This is a genomic window from Neotamlana laminarinivorans (assembly GCF_020523925.1).
GTDB lineage: Bacteria > Bacteroidota > Bacteroidia > Flavobacteriales > Flavobacteriaceae > Neotamlana > Neotamlana laminarinivorans.
The window spans coordinates 1-20,838 of the sequence record NZ_JAJAPW010000004.1; the positions used below are offsets into that span (position 1 = coordinate 1).

At 33.2% G+C, this 20,838-nt stretch carries 19 protein-coding genes; 10 read left to right on the forward strand and 9 right to left on the reverse strand.

Annotation, left to right across the window (positions count from 1 at the left end):
* The 3 genes from LG649_RS09330 to LG649_RS09340 all read left to right on the forward strand — a co-directional run.
* A partial coding sequence (locus LG649_RS09330; protein WP_226543565.1) for a gliding motility-associated C-terminal domain-containing protein occupies positions 1–901 on the forward strand: 901 nt, incomplete at its 5' end.
* Positions 902–906: 5 nt separating this feature from the next.
* Positions 907–1,821: a PorP/SprF family type IX secretion system membrane protein gene (locus LG649_RS09335; protein WP_226543566.1), complete on the forward strand. Its 915-nt coding sequence runs from the start codon at positions 907–909 to the stop codon at positions 1,819–1,821.
* 55 nt (positions 1,822–1,876) lie between these two features.
* On the forward strand, positions 1,877–2,248 hold the full coding sequence (locus tag LG649_RS09340; RefSeq protein WP_226543567.1) for a hypothetical protein: 372 nt from the start codon (positions 1,877–1,879) through the stop codon (positions 2,246–2,248).
* 4 nt (positions 2,249–2,252) lie between these two features.
* Here the strand turns inward: LG649_RS09340 and LG649_RS09345 are convergent, their stop codons facing one another.
* The 3 genes from LG649_RS09345 to LG649_RS09355 all read right to left on the reverse strand — a co-directional run bounded on the left by LG649_RS09345 (position 2,253) and on the right by LG649_RS09355 (position 5,264).
* The gene (locus LG649_RS09345; RefSeq protein WP_226543568.1) at positions 2,253–3,284 is read right to left on the reverse strand and encodes an aldo/keto reductase; all 1,032 of its coding nucleotides are present in this window, start codon (positions 3,282–3,284) and stop codon (positions 2,253–2,255) included.
* Between the two features lie 234 nt (positions 3,285–3,518).
* The gene (locus LG649_RS09350; RefSeq protein ID WP_226543569.1) at positions 3,519–4,475 is read right to left on the reverse strand and encodes an OmpA family protein; all 957 of its coding nucleotides are present in this window, start codon (positions 4,473–4,475) and stop codon (positions 3,519–3,521) included.
* A gap of 27 nt (positions 4,476–4,502) precedes the next feature.
* Positions 4,503–5,264 (reverse strand): exodeoxyribonuclease III, encoded by a 762-nt coding sequence (locus LG649_RS09355; RefSeq protein ID WP_226543570.1) that lies wholly within the window; start codon positions 5,262–5,264, stop codon positions 4,503–4,505.
* 263 nt (positions 5,265–5,527) lie between these two features.
* Between LG649_RS09355 and LG649_RS09360 the strand changes: the two genes are divergently transcribed.
* Positions 5,528–8,950: a hypothetical protein gene (locus tag LG649_RS09360; protein WP_226543571.1), complete on the forward strand. Its 3,423-nt coding sequence runs from the start codon at positions 5,528–5,530 to the stop codon at positions 8,948–8,950.
* Here the strand turns inward: LG649_RS09360 and LG649_RS09365 are convergent.
* The 4 genes from LG649_RS09365 to LG649_RS09380 form a co-directional block, all read right to left on the reverse strand.
* Positions 8,947–9,858, reverse strand: a complete 912-nt coding sequence (locus LG649_RS09365; protein ID WP_226543572.1) for a M28 family peptidase — start codon at positions 9,856–9,858, stop codon at positions 8,947–8,949. The two genes, LG649_RS09360 and LG649_RS09365, sit on opposite strands and share 4 nt — an antisense overlap.
* 74 nt (positions 9,859–9,932) lie before the next feature.
* A complete protein-coding gene (locus tag LG649_RS09370; protein WP_044633151.1) occupies positions 9,933–10,673 on the reverse strand; it encodes a succinate dehydrogenase/fumarate reductase iron-sulfur subunit in 741 nt (246 codons plus the stop codon).
* Between the two features lie 23 nt (positions 10,674–10,696).
* The gene (locus LG649_RS09375) at positions 10,697–12,709 is read right to left on the reverse strand and encodes a fumarate reductase/succinate dehydrogenase flavoprotein subunit (RefSeq protein ID WP_226543573.1); all 2,013 of its coding nucleotides are present in this window, start codon (positions 12,707–12,709) and stop codon (positions 10,697–10,699) included.
* A 10-nt stretch (positions 12,710–12,719) separates the two neighbouring features.
* A complete protein-coding gene (locus LG649_RS09380; protein WP_226543574.1) occupies positions 12,720–13,397 on the reverse strand; it encodes a succinate dehydrogenase cytochrome b subunit in 678 nt (225 codons plus the stop codon).
* A 201-nt stretch (positions 13,398–13,598) separates the two neighbouring features.
* On the opposite strand from LG649_RS09380, the gene LG649_RS09385 reads away from it, so the two are divergent.
* On the forward strand, positions 13,599–14,891 hold the full coding sequence (locus LG649_RS09385) for an aminopeptidase P family protein (protein WP_226543575.1): 1,293 nt from the start codon (positions 13,599–13,601) through the stop codon (positions 14,889–14,891).
* Between the two features lie 55 nt (positions 14,892–14,946).
* On the opposite strand, the gene LG649_RS09390 is transcribed toward LG649_RS09385, so the two are convergent.
* On the reverse strand, positions 14,947–16,269 hold the full coding sequence (locus tag LG649_RS09390; protein ID WP_226543576.1) for an aspartate kinase: 1,323 nt from the start codon (positions 16,267–16,269) through the stop codon (positions 14,947–14,949).
* Between the two features lie 98 nt (positions 16,270–16,367).
* On the opposite strand from LG649_RS09390, the gene LG649_RS09395 reads away from it, so the two are divergent.
* The 4 genes from LG649_RS09395 to LG649_RS09410 all read left to right on the forward strand — a co-directional run bounded on the left by LG649_RS09395 (position 16,368) and on the right by LG649_RS09410 (position 18,488).
* Entirely contained in the window at positions 16,368–17,024 is a 657-nt protein-coding gene (locus LG649_RS09395; RefSeq protein ID WP_226543577.1) for a hypothetical protein, read from the forward strand.
* A gap of 6 nt (positions 17,025–17,030) precedes the next feature.
* Positions 17,031–17,810 (forward strand): alpha/beta fold hydrolase, encoded by a 780-nt coding sequence (locus LG649_RS09400; protein WP_226543578.1) that lies wholly within the window; start codon positions 17,031–17,033, stop codon positions 17,808–17,810.
* An 89-nt stretch (positions 17,811–17,899) separates the two neighbouring features.
* Positions 17,900–18,148 carry a hypothetical protein gene (locus LG649_RS09405; RefSeq protein ID WP_226543579.1) on the forward strand — a complete coding sequence of 83 codons (249 nt, stop codon included), beginning with the start codon at positions 17,900–17,902 and terminating at the stop codon, positions 18,146–18,148.
* 67 nt (positions 18,149–18,215) lie between these two features.
* Positions 18,216–18,488 (forward strand): hypothetical protein, encoded by a 273-nt coding sequence (locus LG649_RS09410; RefSeq protein ID WP_226543580.1) that lies wholly within the window; start codon positions 18,216–18,218, stop codon positions 18,486–18,488.
* Here LG649_RS09410 and thiL read toward each other — a convergent pair.
* The gene (gene thiL / locus LG649_RS09415; RefSeq protein WP_226543581.1) at positions 18,478–19,521 is read right to left on the reverse strand and encodes a thiamine-phosphate kinase; all 1,044 of its coding nucleotides are present in this window, start codon (positions 19,519–19,521) and stop codon (positions 18,478–18,480) included. The two genes, LG649_RS09410 and thiL, sit on opposite strands and share 11 nt — an antisense overlap.
* A gap of 86 nt (positions 19,522–19,607) precedes the next feature.
* Between thiL and LG649_RS09420 the strand changes: the two genes are divergently transcribed.
* Positions 19,608–20,831 (forward strand): choice-of-anchor B family protein, encoded by a 1,224-nt coding sequence (locus LG649_RS09420; protein ID WP_226543582.1) that lies wholly within the window; start codon positions 19,608–19,610, stop codon positions 20,829–20,831.
* Positions 20,832–20,838 lie beyond the last annotated feature (7 nt).

A 20,838-nucleotide genomic window follows, 5' to 3' on the forward strand; every position in this document is an offset into this window, starting at 1 on the left:
AGAAACACTTCCAACAGTTCCAATGTGTACAACATTAACAAGTCCGTTAAACGGTTCAACAGATGTTTCAATAACTACCAATTTATCATGGACAGCTATTTCAGATGCTACAGGTTATAAGCTAACATTAGGTACAACATCAGGAGGGACAGATATTTTAAATGCAGAAGATGTTGGTAATGTATTAACCTACGATTTCGTATCAGATTTACCAGAAACGTCTGAGATTTATGTTACCATAACGCCTTACAATGCTGTAGGCGATGCAGTAAGTTGTACAGAAGAAAGTTTTACAACAGAAACACTTCCAACAGTTCCAATGTGTACTGCATTAGATTATCCATATAATAATGAAACAGAAGTAAGCATAGAAACAGATTTAAGTTGGGAAGATGTAATTGACGCTACTGGCTACAGGTTGTTTGTTGGAACAGCATCGGGGAGTTATGATATTGTTAATAACGAAGATGTTGGTAATGTAACATCTTATAGTTTAAACACAAATTTACCAGAAAATACTCAGATATATGTAACCGTTGTTGCTTATAATGATATTGGTGATGCTACAGGTTGTATAGAATCTTTGTTCAAAACTGATATAACATTAGCAGAATCTAAATATGGGTTTTCACCAAATGGAGACGGTATAAATGATTTCTGGGTAATAAATGGAATTGAAAATAGTCCAAATAATGTAGTTAATATATATAACCGTTGGGGAGATTTAGTATTTACTATAGCAAATTATAATAATTCAAGTAATGTTTTTCGAGGAGAGGCTAACAGGCTTAAACAGATGGGAGCAAGTAAACTTCCAAATGGAACATACTTTTTTGAAATCAAGGTTTCAGGAACGCATAATTTGAAAAAATTAAAAGGATTTGTAGTTATTAAACGCTAAAAAAGATGAAAATATATACTAAAAAAGTATTATTAATATTAATTTTTGTTGTTGCTACTGTAAGTGCACAGCAAAGTCCGTTATTTTCTGAGTATAATCACAATCCGTTTATCATTAATAGTGCATATGCAGGGTTAAGTGGAGATACCGAAGTAACACTAAGCAACAATGGGTATTTTGGAAATTTCGATGGAGCTCCTAGAACACTTTCTTTTAGCGGACACGGAAGTTTAAATAATGAAAAATTAGCTTTAGGAGCCGGAATTGTAAGAGATGAACTAGGTGTAACAAAGTCTACAAATGTTTTTGCTGCATTTTCGTATAAAATATTTTTCGACTTTAAAAGTAGCCGTCCATATTGGCAACATTATTCTCGAAATGTTTTGTCTTTTGGTTTAACTGCTGGTTTACAGCAGTTTCAAGATAATTTAACAGAATTAAACATAATTAACGATCCTGAATTTGCTAACGATGTTAACACCAGTATACCAACTATGGGTTTAAGTTTGTTATATAATAACGCTTTATTTTATGCAGGTTTTTCTGTTCCTAATGTAATTGGCGATGAGTTGGCAAGTGAACAAGTAGTTCGATTATCTTCTCCTGTTTACGGTTATGTTGGCTATCGATTTTTTAGTAATAAATTTGATAATATCATGTTAAAACCTAACATCCTTATAAAGCATGAAAACGGGGCTCCTTTACAAGCAGATTTTAATTTGTCGGTAAGTGTAAGAAATAAGTTTGAATTTGGAGGTGGTTATAGAACTTCTTCTAGTTTTAACCTGTTGGCAGGTGTTTATTTAATTAAAAATATTAGATTTATATATTTTTATAATATAGCTACAAACAATTCGCCTTTAGGAAATTCTTATGGTATAAGTTTAAGTATTAAATTTAATGAAGGTTACCAGCTTTAAGGGGAATTGTTGAGTATATTTGAATTATAAACATTTATATTCGAATAATAAATAAATGATTACTTCAAAGTTTAACGAAGAAATTAATATTTTAGAAACCGAATTTACTGGAGAGGTAGATTCGGTTTCTATATTATTGTATTTAAATGAGTTTAAAACTAATACTACACTTCCAAGAACACTTAAAACTTTAGTAAAAGCCGAAAAGGTTAAATTTAAGTTTTCTGTTAAAGATCTAAAAGATTTTAACGCTGTTAAAAACCAGTCTTTAAAACAATATAATAACGTTGCTTCGGCGGTGGTAATTAGTAATCCAATAGGAGCTGCTTTATGTACTATGTATGGTGCACTAGCAAATAACGAAAGCTATAAGTATAAAGTTTTTTCTACCCAAGAAGCAGCATTACTATGGTTAAATAGTATGTAGTTTTTTAAACAGCAGGGTTTGGTATATTGTCATGTACGGCATTTATTTGTTTTAAAATATCATCATTTAAACTAACCTCAATACTTGCTATATTTTCTTTTAATTGATTCATTGTAGTTGCGCCAATAATTGTGCTAGTAACAAAAGGTTGTTGGGTAACAAATGCTAAACTTAATTGTGCTAAAGTTAATCCGTGCTCTTCTGCTATTTTTAAGTATTGTTTAGCTGCTTTTGTAGCGTTTACGCTACTGTAGCGTGAAAATCTTGGAAATAATTTTAAACGTGCATTGTCTTCGGCTGTACCTTTTATGTATTTGCCTGATAGTACACCAAAAGCCATTGGTGAGTAAGCCAATAGGCCTACATGTTCTCTTAAAGATACTTCTGCTAAATCTGTTTCAAAGCTTCTGGTTAATAACGAGTAAGCGTTTTGTATGGTTTTTATTCGTGGTAAATTATTTGTTTTAGATTCTTGTAAATAACGCATGGTCCCCCAAGAATTTTCATTTGAAATACCGATATGTTTTATTTTACCTTGTTTAACTAGCATATCAAGACTATTTAATATGTCGTTAAAATTGTCTTCCCATTGAGTGTCTAGTGTATAAGTTCTAACTCCAAAACGATTAGTATCGCGCTCTGGCCAGTGTAATTGGTATAAATCTATATAATCGGTTTGTAAACGTTTTAATTCTAAATCTATAGCTTCGTTTATGGCTGCTTTACTAAAACCGTTAGTTCGAATATGTGCAGTATAATCGCCTGTTCCAGCAATTTTTGAGGCTAAAACTACTTGATCTCTTTTTCCTGATTTTTTTAACCAGGTTCCTACAATTTCGCTTGTACGACCGCTAGTTTCTGCAGTGGCTGGAACTGGGTATAATTCGGCTGTATCTATGAAATTAATACCGCTTTCAATGGCGTAATCTAGTTGTTGGTGGCCTTCAGCTTCGGTGTTTTGATTTCCAAATGTCATGGTGCCTAAACATAGTTTGCTAACTTTTATATTGGTGTTTGGTATGGTTGTATATTTCATTTTCTTTTTTTTATGCTAAATTTGCTTTAGCATTTTTAAATTATAGTTTTTTTGAAGCTTTAAAGATAAAAAAACCTTTCAGTTGTTTAAAAACTGAAAGGTTTAAAACTGTGTTAATAAGGTTTGCGTTAGGGATTGAAGCATTGTTGGAGCTCCTCGTAGAGAGCCCTTCGACTACGCTAAGGATAAACTTCACTTAAAGCCCAACCCTTTGGGGATAACGCCCTAATTATTTTATTCGTTTAATAGTTTTGAAAGTTCGTCTAACTTTGGTGTTAAAATAACTTCGATTCTACGGTTTTTTGCTCTGCCTTCTGGTGTTGTATTGGTTGCTACAGGAGCGAATTCGCCACGACCGGCAGCGGTTAAATTTTCTGGTGTAATTTGCGGATTTTCGCGTAAAATATTAACTATGGCAGTGGCGCGTTTAGTTGATAAATCCCAGTTGGTTGTAAGTGGTCCATTGCCAGAATAGGGTACGTTATCGGTGTGTCCTTCTATTAAAACGGCAATGTCTGGGTTGTTACCTAATACGCTTCCTAGTTGTTGTACGGCTCTACGACCTTCTGAACCTACTGCCCAACTTCCTGAGCTAAATAATAATTTGTTTTCCATAGATACGTAAACTTTACCGTCGCGTTGTTCTACGGTTAATCCTTTGCCTTCAAAATCGGTTAAGGCATGAGAAATGGCCTCTTTAAGTGCGCTCATTGCGGCGTCTTTATCTGAGATTACTTTTTCTAGTTCTGCAACACGGTTAGAGCGTTCTGCTAAGGCATTTTTTAAATTTTCTAAACGAGCACTTTCTGCGGCTAAGGCATCTTCTTTTGCTTCAAGTTGTGCTAAAAGTTCTCTGTTTTTTTCTGAATTTTTAGCAATAGCTGCCGAACTGTTTTTTTCTAAAGCTTCGTATGATGCTTTTAGGGCATCTAAATTGGCTTTAGTTGCAGCATAATCGGCTCTTAATTTATCGCGTTCGATTATAGCTTCATTGTAGGCTGTTTTTAGTTGCTTTAGCTCGTTTTCGGCAATAGTTCTAGCGCTTTGCAACATTTCGTTATTAGTTGCAAGATCACGGTTTTCCTCTTTTAACGTATTGTATTTATCTTCTAGTTCTTTATAAACTTTTGGAGATACACATGATGTAATTATTACCGCGAATAGTAACAAAAATGATGTTTTTTTAAACATGGAGATTAAAATTAAGTTGTTTGATGTTTATTGATTTATTTCTACTAAAATTGGACAGTGGTCGCTATGCACTGCATCTGTGAGTATAACGGCTCTTTTTATGTTTTCTTGTAAGGGTTGAGAAACCATGGCATAATCTAATCGCCAACCTTTATTATTAGCTCTAGAATTGGCGCGATAACTCCACCAACTAAATTCTTGTTTTTCGGGATTTAAATAGCGATACGAATCTATAAAACCGCTATCAATGAAATTACCCAGCCATTCGCGTTCTTCTGGTAAAAAACCTGAAACACCTTTCATTTTTGGGTTATGAATATCAATTTCTTCATGACAAATATTATAATCGCCACAAATAACTAAGTTAGGAATACTTTGTTTTAAATTATTAATGTATTCTTGAAACATGTCCATATATTCAAACTTGTGGTTTAACCTAGCACTATTAGTTCCAGAGGGTAAATATAAACTCATTACCGAACAGTCATCAAAATCTGCGCGTAGGTTTCTGCCTTCAAAATCCATAGACTCAATTCCTGTGCCATACTCTACATGATTAGGTTTTATTTTGCTTAAAATAGCAACGCCGCTGTAGCCTTTTTTTTGTGCACTAAACCAATATTGGTATTTGTAACCAGCGTTTGTAAACACATCTAAGTCTAATTGTTCTTTTAATGCTTTTATTTCTTGAATGCAAATAACATCTGGGTTTGCAGCTTCGAGCCAATTTATAAAGCCTTTATTTAATGCTGCGCGTATGCCATTTACGTTATAAGATATAATTTTCATGTTCTGTTTTTTGTTCTAGTATTTCCGAGAAATTATAGAATTTAACGTTGTTTTTTAATTTACACAAAACTACATAATAAAATAGTTTTGGTTTGTTTTAGCTAAAATAAATAATGCGCTATTTTTACACCATCAATTTAATAATATTTTACGCTTAACACGTTTTAAATGTATGTTTTATGCTACTACAGCGTTGTAGTTGAAACGTTTTATCGAAAAAAATAAATTAAAATATTTTAGTTTATTTTTAGTTAATGTAATTAATGAAAATAATAGTAGCTAGTTTAGTGTTTGTATTAGGGTTTTGTGGTTTTTCGCAGGGTGGCTTTTCTAATTACAAAACTAAAAAAGTCGCTGTTAAAGATAGTATTCGTGTAGATAGTGTTAGTATTAATCCAAATTACTTTTTTGTTAGAACTAACAACCATGCTTTAGTTGATAGTTCTGACTATATTGTCAATTATCCCAAAGCATTATTAGTTTTTAAAAAACCGATTGAATCAGATTCCATAACTATTGAATATTTAAAGTTTCCAGATTTTTTAACTAAAACTTATAAACAGTTAGATGAAAGTATAATAACACCAAATAACGCATCTGCCCAACAACTTTATAAATTTACCCAAAGTAATAAACAAACCAACGCTTCTTTATTTAATGGTTTAAATACTTCGGGTAGTATTGCTCGTGGTGTTACAGTTGGTAATAACCAAAATTCTGTTTTAAATAGTGAGCTAGATTTGCAGATTACGGGTAAACTAAACGATAAAGTATCATTAAGAGCTTCAATACAAGATGCCAATGTGCCTTTGCAAGAAAGCGGTTATAGCCAACGTTTAGATGAGTTTGATCAAGTATTTATAGAATTGTTTAGCGAGCGTTGGCGTGTTAGAGCAGGAGATATTGATCTAATTAACGACGGGTCCTATTTTGCTAGCTTTTCTAAACGTGTTCAAGGGTTAAACTTTAATGTTAATTTAGGTGATAGTTCTAATAGTACTGATCTTTTTGCGGCTGGAGCTATTGTACGTGGGCAATTTGCAACAAGTCAGTTTACGGCTCAAGAAGGTAACCAAGGGCCATATAAACTTGAAGGGCAAAATGGCGAATTGTATGTTTTGGTTGTTTCTGGTAGCGAAACAGTTTACGTAAATGGTGTTGCGTTAAAACGTGGTGAAAGTGAAGATTATATTATAGATTATAATGCGGGCGAAATAATATTTAATGCTACATTTCCTATAACTTCAGAAATGCGAATTACTGTAGACTATCAGTTTAGTGATAGAAATTATTCGCGTTTTATAGCTTATGGTGGTGGTGAATATAAAAGTGATAAATTTGAAATAGGAGTTACGGTATATTCTGAAAATGATTCAAAAAATCAACCACTACAACAAAACTTATCGGAAGAACAAGTACAGATTCTTGCCAATGCAGGTGATAATGAAGATTTAATGGTTTCACCATCTGAAACAGAACAGGAATACGATGAAAATCGTATTCTGTACAGAAAAGAGATTGATAATGGTAATGAAGTTTTTGTGTTTTCTACCAATCCAGACGATGTACTTTATTTAGTGACTTTTAGTTATGTTGGCGAAAACCAAGGCGATTATTATTTAAGCGATATCAGTGCCATAAATAATATTTACGAGTATGCTGGAGAGAATTTAGGCGACTATGCACCAATTACCCAACTTATTGCACCTGTAAGTCTCCAAGTTGCCGTGTTAAGTGGTGCATATAATCCTTCAGAAAAAACAGCTATTAAATTTGAAGCTGCAGTAAGCACCAGCGATTTAAACTTATATTCTAATTTAAATGATAATGACAACAATGGCTATGCAGGAAAGCTTGTTTTTAATCAGGCTTTAGTAAAAAAAGACAGTTTATGGAATTTAAACGCTTATTTAGATGCCGATTATATTAGTAGTAATTTTAGAAATGTTGAAGGTTTATACTCTGCCGAATTTAGTAGAGATTGGAATTTAGATTTAGATAACGTAAATGGTATAGGTTTAGGCTTAGGTAATCAGGCATTAGTTACTTCAGGTTTAAAATTTTATAAAACAAAAAACGGATTTGCAAATTACCAATTCGAGCATTTAAATTATTCTTCGGGTTTTAATGGAAATAGGCATGTTATAAACACGCAGTTAAAGTTTAATAAGTTAAAGTTTTTATCATCTTCAAGTTATTTAAAGGCTAACTCTACGGTAAATCAATCTACTTTTTTAAGATCATATAATCAATTAACTTATAGTTTAAATAAGGCATGGTTAGGAGGTAAATTTGCTATAGAAGATAACCAACAAACCGAAAAAGAAACGCAAACATTAACCGATTTGAGCCAGAGATATAAGTCGTACGAAGCATTTTTTGGAGTAGGCGATAGCACAAAAGTTTTTGCAAAAGTTGGTTATATAAACAGAGCTAACGATAGTATTCGTAACAACCAGTTGCAAAAAGTAAATACATCGAACACGTATTATGTAGATTCAAAACTTATTCAAAACAAAAACACCAATTTACAGTTTTTCGCAAATTACAGAACTTTAAATTTTACAGATGAAACCGAAGAAGATGAAAAATCGGTAAATTCTAGATTAATTTATAGTCAAAAGCTCTTTAATCAAATAGTTCATTTAAATGTTAATTACGAAACCAATTCAGGAACATTAGCCGAACAGGATTTTACGTATGTTGAGGTTGAAGCAGGTCAAGGTAGTTACACCTGGATAGATTACAATAACAATAGCATACAAGAGCTAGAAGAATTTGAAATTGCACAATTTTCAGATCAAGGTACTTATATTCGAGTGCTTTTACCTAACCAAGTTTACATTAATACTCACCAAAATAAATTAAGTAAAACACTTACTTTAAACCCTGCGGTTTGGTCTAGTAGTAAAAAGTATTTTAATAAATTGTTATCACATTTTTATTATCAAATCAGTTATTTAATTGATAGAAACAATAGGCGTGAAGGCGATGTTTTTAATTTAAACCCTTTTAAAGAGGATGAAGATAATCAGTTAGGTTTACAGCTTAATTTTAGAAATGTGTTGTATTTTAACAGAGGAAAACAACACTTTACAACATCGTACACAGTTTTAGATAATACAACCCAAAGTTATTTTTCTATTGGCTCATTAAATAGCCGATTAAAAAGTCATCAACTAAATTTTAATCATAAAATTGCAGAAAATTGGTTAATTAATTTATTGGGAGTTTTTGATGAAAATGAAAGTGAAAGCGAAAATTATTCCAGTAAAAATTACAATATTAATCAGTATCGATTTAATCCAAAATTATCATATTTATTTGGTAATAATTCTAGTTTCGATGTGTTTTATCAAATTACAAATAAAGAAAACACAATTAATGATTTAGAGCTGTTGAAACAACAAAAATATGGTGCTTCGTTTAGTTTTGCGAGTAGCCAAAAAAGCGCCATAAATGGTGAATTTAATTATTTTTCAAATAATTTTGAAGGCGATTCTAGCACACCTGTAGCTTACCAAATGTTAGAAGGCTTGCAACCCGGAACCAATTTTACTTGGAGTTTATTAGCGCAAAAAAAGCTAACAAAATATTTAGATTTGAATTTGAGCTATTTTGGCAGAAAAACCGAAACCAGCAATGTTATTCATACAGGTACTATACAACTAAAGGCCTATTTTTAAAAGTTTGAATCATCAATATCTTCAAAAACATTTATAATAGCTTTAATGGCTGAAATATAAAATGAAGGATGAATGTTCTCGTAATCGTCTGTTGGTTCATGGTAATCTTCATGATCTTCAACTCCAAAATATATAAAAGGAATATTTTTTCTATGAAAATTAGCATGATCTGATGCATAAGTCCAGTTTTCAAGTTTATCGTATCCATCATGTCCTATAACAAGTTTAAAATCATCTGTGTTTTTAAATTGTCTTACAATTTGTTTAAGGCGAGTATTAGTTTGTGTACCAACGGCAAATAATTCTTTTTTATCGCTTCGGCTTATCATGTCTAAATTTAAATTAACCATGATATTTTCTTTAGGTATGTTAGTATTATTTACAAAATATTTTGAGCCTTGTAAGCTTAGTTCCTCTGCATCAAAAGCAGCAAGAATAACAGAATGTTTTGGCCGATTGTTTTTAAAGTATTCTGCTAAACTAAAAAGTGCAGCAACACCAGATGCATTATCATCTGCGCCATTATAAATTTTACCACGTTTAATGCCTTCATGGTCGTAATGTGCGCTTATAATTACATATTTTTTTTTGTAGCTAGTTCCTTCAATAAAACCAATAATATTTTTAGCGTTGTAATAAATATTACCTTTATTAAAAGAAAATGGTTGTGTGTATTTTTTAGTTAATGGTTTTACGCCATGAGTGTAAAATTGATTTATTATGTATTTCTCAGCTTTAAGGGCGCCTTTAGTTCCTGTTCTTCGTCCTTCAAAAGCATCTGATGATAGTGTTTGTAAATGTTTTAAAGTTTCAGTTTCATTAAATAAATTGGAGCTAGTTGTATTTTGTGAGATACTAATTTTTCCTATTAAAAGGAATATATAGAAGGCAAGATATTTTTTTATCATAAGCTAAATTTAAATAAAAAAAGCCTAAGTAAGTTTACTTAGGCTTTTTAATTTATGTTTTTATGTGAGTTAACTTATATATTAGCTTTCATTAATTCACGGTTCATTCTTGCGATGTTTTCTAACGAAATTCCTTTAGGGCATTCAATTTCGCAAGCTCCTGTGTTTGTACAGTTACCAAAACCTTCTAAATCCATTTGGGCTACCATATTTTTAACACGATCTGCAGCTTCAACTTGTCCTTGTGGTAAAAGCGCATATTGCGATACTTTAGCACCAACAAACAACATAGCAGATGAGTTTTTACATGTAGCAACACAAGCACCACAACCAATACATGTTGCAGCATCCATAGCTTCATCTGCAGCATGTTTAGAAATTGGTAATGCGTTTGCATCTTGTGTGTTTCCAGAAGTGTTTACAGAAATGTAACCACCAGCATGTTGTATTCTATCAAACGAGGTTCTGTCTACAACTAAATCTTTAATTACTGGGAAAGCAGCTGCTCTAAATGGTTCGATAGTAATAGTGTCACCATCTTTAAACATACGCATGTGTAATTGACATGTTGTAACGCCACGATCTGGACCGTGAGCTTCACCGTTTATATACATAGAACACATACCACAAATACCTTCACGACAGTCATGATCGAAAGCAACAGGTTCTTCACCTTTAGCTACTAATTGTTCGTTAAGAACATCCATCATTTCTAAGAAAGACATGTGTTCTGAAATTTCGGTAACTTTATAATCTACCATTTGACCCTTAGCGTTTGAGTCTTTCTGTCTCCAGATTCTTAATGTTAAATTCATTCCTTTTTCTGACATAACCTTTCTTATTTGTATGAACGTTGTTTCAGTTCTATATCGTTAAATTCTAATTCCTCTTTATGCAATACAGCATCGGCAGGTTCGCCTTTGTATTCCCAAGCAGCTACATAAGCGTATTCTTTATCGTTACGTTTAGCCTCACCTTTTTGTTCACCATCAAGTTCTACAGATTCTTCTCTAAAGTGTCCGCCACAAGATTCGTTTCTGTTTAGGGCATCTTTAGCAAAAAGTTCACCAAGTTCTAAGAAATCTGCCACTCTTCCAGCTTTTTCAAGTTCTGGGTTCATTTCGTTTGCAGTTCCTGGTACCTTTACGTTTTTCCAGAAGTCTTCACGAAGGGCTTTAATTTCGGCCATGGCTTCTTTTAATCCTTGCTCGTTTCTAGACATACCGCATTTATCCCACATTATTTTTCCTAATTTTTTGTGGTAATAATCTACAGAATTAGTTCCTTGGTTGTTAACAAAGAAATCGATTCTATCTTTTACTTCTTTTTCAGCTTCATCAAACTCAGGTGTATTGGTTGGAATTTTTCCGGTACGAATTTCATCAGCTAAATAATCACCAATTGTATAAGGTAAAACAAAGTATCCATCGGCTAAACCTTGCATTAATGCAGAGGCACCTAAGCGGTTAGCACCATGATCGGAGAAGTTAGCTTCACCAATACAGTATAAACCATCAACTGTGGTCATTAAGTTATAATCAACCCAAACACCACCCATAGTATAGTGTGTTGCAGGATAAATCATCATAGGGGTTTCGTACGGATTCTCATCTACGATTTTCTCGTACATTTGGAATAAGTTTCCGTATTTAGCTTCAACAATAGCTTTACCTAAATCGTATATTTTTTGTTTTGAAGGGTTTTCAATATTATGAATTTTAGCTTGCTCTTTACCATATCTTTCAATAGCCGAAGCAAAATCTAAATATACAGCTTCACCAGTAGCGTTAACACCATAACCAGCATCACAACGCTCTTTAGCGGCACGCGATGCAACATCACGAGGTACTAAGTTACCAAATGCAGGGTAACGACGCTCTAAGTAGTAATCTCTTTCATCTTCCGATAAATCGGTTGGTTTTTTCTTGCCTTCACGAATAGCAATAACGTCTTCCATGTTTTTTGGCACCCAAATACGCCCGTCGTTACGTAACGATTCCGACATTAACGTTAATTTAGATTGGTAATCACCAGAACGAGGAATACAAGTTGGGTGAATTTGTGTATAGCAAGGGTTTGCAAAATAAGCTCCTTTTTTATGAATTTTCCATGCTGCAGTAGCATTAGAACCCATAGCATTAGTAGATAAGAAATAAACATTTCCGTAACCACCAGAAGCAATAACTACAGCATGAGCAGAATGACGCTCAATTTCTCCTGTAATTAAGTTACGCGCAATAATACCACGAGCTTTTCCGTCTACTTTTACAACATCTAGCATTTCGTGACGGTTAAACATTTCAATTTTACCACGAGCAATCTGTCTATTCATAGCAGAATAAGCGCCTAATAATAATTGCTGACCAGTTTGTCCTTTAGCGTAAAATGTTCTAGAAACCAATACACCACCAAAAGAACGGTTATCTAAAAGGCCACCATAATCACGAGCAAAAGGAACGCCTTGAGCCACACATTGGTCAATTATATTTGCCGATACTTCAGCTAAACGGTATACGTTAGCTTCACGCGAACGGTAATCGCCACCTTTTACGGTGTCGTAAAATAATCTGTATGTTGAATCGCCATCACCTTGATAGTTTTTGGCAGCATTTATACCACCTTGCGCTGCAATTGAGTGTGCACGACGAGGTGAATCTTGATAACAAAATGCTTTTACGTTATATCCTAATTCGGCAAGAGTTGCAGCTGCAGAACCCCCAGCTAAACCAGTACCTACAACAATAACATCGATAAGACGTTTGTTTGCAGGGTTTACCAAATCAATTTTGTCTTTATAAGTTGTCCATTTATCTTTAATTGGACCTTGAGGTACTTTTGAATTTAAAGCCATATTTTTAAGATTAATGGTTAAAATGATGGTAAAGTGCTATAAAAATAAATCCTAAAGGAATTATTATAGAATAAGCTTTACCAATGTTTTGTAAAGTTTGTTTTCTTCCAGCCGTTGCTCCTACAGATTGGAATGCCGAAGTAAACCCGTGTAGTAAGTGTAAAGCTAAAAACACAAAAGCCAATACATAAGCACCAACACGAATAGGGCTTACAAATTTATGAGTAAGCTCTTCGTAGTAACGAAACCCATCAACGCCTTCTAGCGTTCCAGACCAATCGCCTTGAATGTATTTTGTGTTAATTTCAGGAATCCAGAAATCGATAAAGTGAAGCACGATAAAAGCTAAAATAGCTGCGCCACTCCAAATCATATTTCTACTCATCCAAGATGAATTTGCGGCACCATTATTTTTCACATAAGCAACACCTTGTGCTTTTTTGTTTTTTATTTCAAGAACAAATCCCATGATGAAATGAAACACTACACCAAAAATTAAAACTGGTTGTAATGCAAATTGAACAAGAGGGTTAGTTCCCATAAAATGTGAAACTTCGTTAAAAAGATCGGGATTAAAAACCGAAAGTAAATTAATTGCGAAGTGTTGTAGTAAGAATACCATAAGGAAGAATGCCGAAAGTGCCATGGCAACCTTTCTTCCTATCGAAGATTTAAAAAATCCGCCCATTATTTTGTTAGTTTATTTATATATAACAAATGTAAGGCTCAAAGCTATTTTTAACAAGCATTAAATGGCATTTTACTGTGTATTTAGAATCATTTTAAAGAAGATTATACCCTTAAAAATTTACATTATGTTAAAAGCTTAGTAAGGCAAATAGCTTTTTGTAGCTTTGTGTAATTACAAAATTTAATTTCTATTTTTATTATGAAATATTTACCTATTGATAATGAGTTGTTTGTAAAAAACAGAAAAAAGTTTGCGGCTAATATGAAGCCTAATAGTTTGGCTGTTTTTAACTCGAACGATATATACCCAATTAGTGCAGATAGTACCTTGCCATTTCAGCAACATCGCGATATTTTTTACTTAAGTGGCGTAGATCAAGAAGAGAGTATTTTAGTAATATTTCCAGATTGCCCAAAAGAAAAACATCGTGAAATTTTATTTCTGCGAGAAACTAACGAGCATATTGCCGTGTGGGAGGGGGCAAAACTAGACAAAGAAGCGGCCTACAAAACCAGTGGTGTAAAAACGGTATATTGGTTACAGGATATGGAAAAGGTAATGTTTGAATTAATGACTCAATGTGATACCGTATACATAAATACTAACGAACATTATCGTGCTAGTGTAGAAACTGAAACCCGTGAAGATCGATTTTCTAAATGGTTAAAGCAAAAATACCCAGCTCATAGCGTTGCCAAAAGCGCACCTATTTTACAACGATTACGCTCGGTAAAAGAGCCACAAGAAATTGCTTTAATGCAGCAAGCTTGTGATATTACTGAAAAAGGATTTAGACGGTTGTTAAATTTTGTAAAACCCGGAGTTTGGGAATATGAAATTGAGGCAGAGTTATTGCATGAATTTATTAAAAACCGATCTAAAGGTTTTGCATACTCGCCAATAATTGGCTCTGGAAATAACGCTAATGTGTTGCATTATTTAGAAAATAATAAACAATGTAAAGCCGGTGAATTAATTTTGCTTGATACAGCTGCAGAGTATGCAAATTATTCTAGCGATTTAACTAGAACTATTCCTGTTTCTGGTACGTTTACTAAACGACAAAAAGATGTTTATAACGCGGTAAACAATGTTAAAAAAGAAGCAACAAAAATGTTAATTCCTGGAACTATTTGGGAAGATTATCATGTTGAGGTTGGTAAAATAATGACTTCTGAACTTTTAGGTTTAGGCTTGTTAGATAAAGCTGATGTGCAAAATGAAGATCCTGATTGGCCTGCTTACAAAAAGTATTTTATGCACGGAACGTCTCATCATATAGGTTTAGATACGCATGATTACGGAATTTTAACCGATCCAATGGTGCCAAATATGGTATTTACGGTAGAGCCTGGAATTTATATTCCTGATGAAGGTTTTGGTATTCGATTAGAGGATGATGTAGTAATTCAAGAAGAAGGAGAACCTTTTAATTTAATGAAAAATATTCCTATAGAAGCTGATGAAATTGAAGCTATCATGAATTCATAGAAAAACAAAAGGGATTGCAAAAGCAATCCCTTTTTTTCCACGCTAACATAGCGATTTACAGAGTGACTAATTCAAATAAATAATTATTTAGCTTTTGTAGTGTGGTAATTTTGTTGCTGGTATCAATTAATAAAGAAATGTTGTTGTTGCTTCCTCCATAAGAAATCATTCTTATTTTAACATCTTGTAGTATTTGAAACAATTTAAAAGTTTCTTGGTGGTTTACTACAGCATGTCCAACTAAGCAAACAATACTTTGGTTATTATCAACTTCTACAGTTGAGAATTTTTCTAATTCGTTTAGTATTTTTTCTAAATTTTTATCATCGTCTATAGTTAATGAAACAGCAACTTCCGATGTGGTAATCATGTCGATAGAGGTTTCATAAACTTCAAAAATTTCAAAAACACGTTTCAAAAAACCATGAGCTTGTAACATTCTGCCCGATTTAATTTTTATAGCAGTAATGTTATCTTTCGCAGCTATAGCTTTAACACCGTTTTCTGAGGTTTCTTCAGATATTAATGTGCCATAAGCTTCAGGATCCATAGTGTTTTTTAAGCGTACAGGAATTTGATCTTTTCTAACCGGCGAAATAGTTTGTGGGTGTAATATTTTAGCTCCAAAATAAGCTAACTCTGCAGCTTCATCAAACGACAGGTTAGAAATTGGTTTGGTGTTTTCAACATGACGTGGGTCGTTGTTATGCATCCCATCAATGTCGGTCCAAATTTGTACTTCTTCCGCTTTTATAGTTGCTCCAATTATTGTAGCTGTATAATCGCTTCCGCCACGTTGAAGGTTAGAAATTTCATCTTCAGTATCTAAACAAATAAAGCCTTGAGTTATGTAAATTTCTGCATCACCTGCATTTTTAATTACTTGATTAAAGTTTTCTTTAATGTAAGCAAAGTCAGGTTCTTTGTGTTCATCAATACGCATAAAATCTAGAGCAGGAAGTAAAGCGGCGCTAATACCTTCTTGCGCTAAATAGCTGTTAAACATATATGTAGATAATAGCTCGCCTTGAGCCAAAATTTTATTTTCTAAAGCTAATGTATGTGTTTTGTACGTGCATTCTATTAAAAAATCGAACACATCATTTACATAGCTTTTTACATTGTAGTTTAAAGTTTTTTCTTGTAACAACTCGTTAATAGTAGCTGTATATTTTTCATGAAGCGCATTAATGTGTTCTAAAGCTTCATTAGAATTTTTTTCCGAAATAAATTGAGCAATTGCAACTAAAGCGTTGGTAGTTCCTGACATAGCCGAAAGCACAACTACCTTTTTTTTGCCATCGTTAATTATACTTTTAACGTTGCTCATGTTTTTTACCGAACCTACAGAGGTTCCTCCAAATTTCAATACCTTCATTTTCAATTAATTTGTTGGCTAAATTAAAACTCCTTTTATTATTTTCTATGTTTTTAATAAAAAAAAATTATTTTTACACAAATTGTTAAATAATTAACATGAAAACAGTATCTAATTGTGTAGAAGATATTTTAATATCGCAACCTTATCTTGAAGAAGCGCTTTCAAGAAACATTATTAATTTTAGTGCTTTGGCTATTGAGTTAACAGAGCCAATAAGCAAAATGCTAAAAAAAGATGTAAAACCTGGAGCTATTATGATGGCTTTAAGGCGCTATAACCCGCCAGTAGCTTTGTCTAACTCTGTTAAAATGAAGCGTGTAATACAAAATTTAGGCGATATTACCGTGCGCTCTAACCTTACCGATTTTACTGTAAAAAATTCTGATACTATAATTGATAATCATGCTAAAATTCTGGAACGAATCAATCAAGAATCTAAATTATTTTACACCTTTACACGTGGTATTCATGAAAGCAATATTATAATATCCAGTAGTTTAAATGATTTTATAAAAAGTCAGTTGCAAGGTGAAACGTTTTTAGCAGTTCAAGATGGATTAACGGCCATAAGTATAAATTTGCCCAAGGACAATTCTAAAATAGCGGGCCTATATTATCATTTTTTTAAGCGCTTAGCTTGGGAAGGAGTGGTGCTTTACGAGGTTATTTCTACAACTAACGAGTTTACTATTTTAGTTGAAGATGAATTTGTAGACAAGGCATTTACTGCCATTAAGAAAGTAAAAGCATAAATTTAAATGACTTTTATTTACAAAGAAGCTTCAGTTTTTTACACAGATTCTGGTGAGGGTGAAACATTGGTGCTATTGCATGGGTTTCTAGAGTATAGCGGTATGTGGGAAGCTTTTATTCCAGAACTTAGTAAAACAAATCGGGTAATTTGTGTTGATTTATTAGGGCATGGTAAAACCGATTGTTTGGGTTATGTACATAGCATGGAGCTCATGTCAGAAACTGTTTGTGCGGTTTTAAGGCATTTAAATATTGCTAAAGTTAATTTGGTTGGTCATTCCATGGGCGGTTATGTAGCTTTGGCTTTCGCCGATAATTGGCCAGAAATGGTTTCGGGTTTGTGTTTATTAAATTCTACAGCTGAAGCAGATTCAATAGAAAGGAAGCAAAATCGCACACGTGCTATTGAGGCTGTAAAAAACAATCATAAATTATTTATAAGAATGGCTATAGCCAACTTATTTTGGCCAGAAAACCGAAATCGGTTTGCCAACCAGATTAAGGAAACAATAAAAGAAGCCACTAAAACTCCTTTACAAGGTATAATTGCAGCCTTAGAAGGCATGAAAATAAGGCAAGATAGACAGCATGTTTTAAAAAATGCGTCTTTTAAAACCTTAATTATAGCAGGAGAAAAAGACCCTGTGCTATTTTATAAATCTATTGTTCGTCAAGCTGAAGCCAATAACACTCCAGTTGTTTCATTTCCAGATGGTCATATGAGTCATATCGAAAATTCAACTGAATTTTTAAATGAAATAGCGCATTTCATCGAAAAAAAATAGCTTTTTGTCGTATTTTGAATTTTTTTTCATATGTTTAGAATCCAAATCTAATAACCATGAGAAATTATTCACCTATAAAAGCAGCTCTCATGCCTCGAATTTACTGTAATGTTTTCGGGCATGATTACCATGTGACTAAAAAAGTTACTCGCCACGTTAAAGAATACACCTGTACACGCTGTAGCAAAGAGTTAACAACAAATAGTAATGGAGATTTAACGGCCTTAACTCCTAAGTATAAGGAGATAAACGAGGTTTTAGAGAAAATTCATGCAGCTAGAAGTAGGCGTTTACGGGGCAAATCTAGCATTTCATCGATTAGCTCGCAAGTAGTTTAATATTCTCAAGCTTTTTACCTAAGTTTAAATATCTCTAATTAACTAATTTAAAAGATTTTGATAGCGAATGAAAAACCTTTATTGTAAAGTCTTTGGGCACCATTACCAAGTGTCTCGAGAAGTTACTTTACATGTAAAAGAATACACCTGCAAATATTGCAAAAAAGAACTGACCACAAATAGCAACGGCTATCTTGTTGAGCTAACACCAAAATACAGAGAAATTAATGATGTGTTAGCATCGATGTTTGTTAAACGTCACGGCATACTTCCAACTACAACTGAAACAAATATATCACCAATAATTACTGTAGGTAGCTTAATAAAGTTTAGTCATTAAAATTTTTCCAGCCCTGTGCTTTTATAGGAATTTTAGTGTCTGCTCGTGTTATTAAATGCATGCCTTCTTTTTCTTCTTTAATAAAACCAATAACGCTTAAATTAGGGTTGGCTTTTATTTTAGGGTAATCGTCTTGCGATATGGTGAACAGTAATTCATAATCTTCACCTCCATTTAAAGCAACGGTTGTACTGTCTATGTTAAATTCTTCGCAAGTTGAAATTACTTGAGGGTCTAAAGGTAGTTTGTTTTCGTATAAATCGCACCCAACTTTGCTTTGTGTGCATAAATGCATGATTTCAGAAGATAAACCATCACTAATGTCAATCATAGAAGTAGGTTTAACATCCAAATCACTTAAAAGTTTTACAATATCTTTTCTGGCTTCTGGTTTTAATTGGCGCTCAATAATGTAAGTATACGGTTCTAAATCTGGTTGATTATTAGGGTTTACTTTATAAACTTCCTTTTCCCGTTCTAAAACTTGCAAGCCCATATAAGCCGCACCAATATCGCCGCTTACCACTAATAAATCGTTAGGTTTAGCTCCGTTTCTGTAAACTACTCCGTTTTCATCTACTTCCCCAATGGCTGTAACCGAAATTAATAATCCTTTATTGGAAGATGTTGTATCTCCGCCAATAACATCAATATTATAAATTTTAGCAGCTGTTTCAATACCTGCATAAATGGCTTCTATGGCTTCTAGAGGAAAACGATTAGAAACAGCAATAGAAATTGTAACTTGTGTTGCAGTAGCATTCATAGCATAAACATCAGATAGGTTTACAATTACAGATTTGTAACCTAAGTGTTTTAAAGGCATGTAGCTTAAATCAAAATGCACGCCTTCAACTAATAAATCTGTGGTAACAACAACTTGCTTTTTAAAATTTAATACAGCAGCATCATCACCAATACCTTTAATTGTAGAACTGTGGTTTATCTTAAAGTTTTTGGTTAAATGGTCAATTAAACCAAATTCACCTAAATCGCTTAACTGTGTTCTTTGCTGGTTTTTATCTTCTATCATAATGCAAAAATAAGAAGCTATTTTCGTTTTTACTATATTTATACCAAAACTAAATTTATTTAGTTATAATAATAAACCGCATCAAAATGAATTTAAAAGCTAACTATTTACTTTTAATAATTTGCTTCTCTTTTTTATTAATTCAATCATGTAAAACAGAACCTATTGAAACAATTGAAGGTGTTCTGGCGTCATGCGAAAATGGATTTGCCGATGTTTACCCGTGTAATGGCTACGATTTAGTTGCTCGTATACCTTTAAGCGTGTTTGAAGCTGCAGCTGGAAATGACTGTTGGGGTTGGACGGATATTGCTACAAACAAAGAATATGCTTTAATGTGCTTAAATAATGGGGTTGGTTTTGTAGATATTACAGATGCTCTAAATCCTGTTTATTTAGGCAAGTTGCCTACAGCTACTTCCTCAAGTTCATGGAGGGATGTAAAAGTTTATAATGATTATGCGTTTATTGTAGCCGATAATGCTGGTGCACATGGTATGCAAGTTTTTGATTTAACTCGCCTAAGAACGGTTACTAATGCACCAGAGACTTTTAATCCTGATGCGCATTTAACCGATTTCGAAAGTTCACATAATATCGTAATAAACGAAGCTTCAGGTTATGCATATATTGTTGGGGCTAGCAGAATATCTACTTACGCAGGTGGGCCTATTTTTGTAAATATTCAAAACCCTTTAGCGCCTTTTGTTGAAGGTGGTTTGCTTGATGGCGGTTACAGTCACGATGCACAAGTAGTTACTTACAATGGTCCAGATACAGATTATTCTGGTATGGAAATTTTAATTGGTAGTAACGAAAACGAAGTTGTAATAGCTAATGTTACAGATAAAAGTAACCCGGTAGTTATTTCTACAATAAGTTACGCAAACGTTGGTTATGCACATCAGGGTTGGTTTACGGAAGATTTCAACTATTTTATTTTAGGCGATGAGTTAGACGAAATAAACACGGGAACAAACACAAGAACTTTAATTTTTAATTTTTCAGATTTAGATAATCCAACATTTCACATGGGGTATTTGTCAGATTTTTTGGCTATCGATCATAACGGATATGTTTTAGGCAATACATTTTATCAGGCAAGTTACAGAGCAGGAATGAGGGTTATAGATATATCAGAACTAGCCAACTCAACAATGAGTGAGATTGGTTATTTCGATACATATCCAAACGATAATAACGCTAATTTTAATGGTGCTTGGAATGTGTATCCGTTTTTTTCTAGTGGAAATATTATCATCAGTGATATTGAAGGCGGTTTATTCGTGGTAAGAAAAAGCGAAAGTTAATTGTTTT

Bases quoted from the DNA above. Each gene is read 5' to 3' on its own strand.
- LG649_RS09410 (WP_226543580.1), top strand. From the start codon at position 18,216: ATGAAAAACCTTTATTGTAAAGTCTTTGGGCACCATTACCAAGTGTCT.
- LG649_RS09350 (WP_226543569.1), bottom strand. From the start codon at position 4,475: ATGTTTAAAAAAACATCATTTTTGTTACTATTCGCGGTAATAATTACA.
- LG649_RS09370 (WP_044633151.1), bottom strand. From the start codon at position 10,673: ATGAATTTAACATTAAGAATCTGGAGACAGAAAGACTCAAACGCTAAG.
- LG649_RS09340 (WP_226543567.1), top strand. From the start codon at position 1,877: ATGATTACTTCAAAGTTTAACGAAGAAATTAATATTTTAGAAACCGAA.
- LG649_RS09335 (WP_226543566.1), top strand. From the start codon at position 907: ATGAAAATATATACTAAAAAAGTATTATTAATATTAATTTTTGTTGTT.
- LG649_RS09375 (WP_226543573.1), bottom strand. From the start codon at position 12,709: ATGGCTTTAAATTCAAAAGTACCTCAAGGTCCAATTAAAGATAAATGG.
- LG649_RS09355 (WP_226543570.1), bottom strand. From the start codon at position 5,264: ATGAAAATTATATCTTATAACGTAAATGGCATACGCGCAGCATTAAAT.
- LG649_RS09365 (WP_226543572.1), bottom strand. From the start codon at position 9,858: ATGATAAAAAAATATCTTGCCTTCTATATATTCCTTTTAATAGGAAAA.
- LG649_RS09400 (WP_226543578.1), top strand. From the start codon at position 17,031: ATGACTTTTATTTACAAAGAAGCTTCAGTTTTTTACACAGATTCTGGT.
- LG649_RS09390 (WP_226543576.1), bottom strand. From the start codon at position 16,269: ATGAAGGTATTGAAATTTGGAGGAACCTCTGTAGGTTCGGTAAAAAAC.
- LG649_RS09405 (WP_226543579.1), top strand. From the start codon at position 17,900: ATGCCTCGAATTTACTGTAATGTTTTCGGGCATGATTACCATGTGACT.
- LG649_RS09360 (WP_226543571.1), top strand. From the start codon at position 5,528: ATGAAAATAATAGTAGCTAGTTTAGTGTTTGTATTAGGGTTTTGTGGT.
- thiL (WP_226543581.1), bottom strand. From the start codon at position 19,521: ATGATAGAAGATAAAAACCAGCAAAGAACACAGTTAAGCGATTTAGGT.
- LG649_RS09345 (WP_226543568.1), bottom strand. From the start codon at position 3,284: ATGAAATATACAACCATACCAAACACCAATATAAAAGTTAGCAAACTA.
- LG649_RS09380 (WP_226543574.1), bottom strand. From the start codon at position 13,397: ATGGGCGGATTTTTTAAATCTTCGATAGGAAGAAAGGTTGCCATGGCA.
- LG649_RS09385 (WP_226543575.1), top strand. From the start codon at position 13,599: ATGAAATATTTACCTATTGATAATGAGTTGTTTGTAAAAAACAGAAAA.
- LG649_RS09420 (WP_226543582.1), top strand. From the start codon at position 19,608: ATGAATTTAAAAGCTAACTATTTACTTTTAATAATTTGCTTCTCTTTT.
- LG649_RS09395 (WP_226543577.1), top strand. From the start codon at position 16,368: ATGAAAACAGTATCTAATTGTGTAGAAGATATTTTAATATCGCAACCT.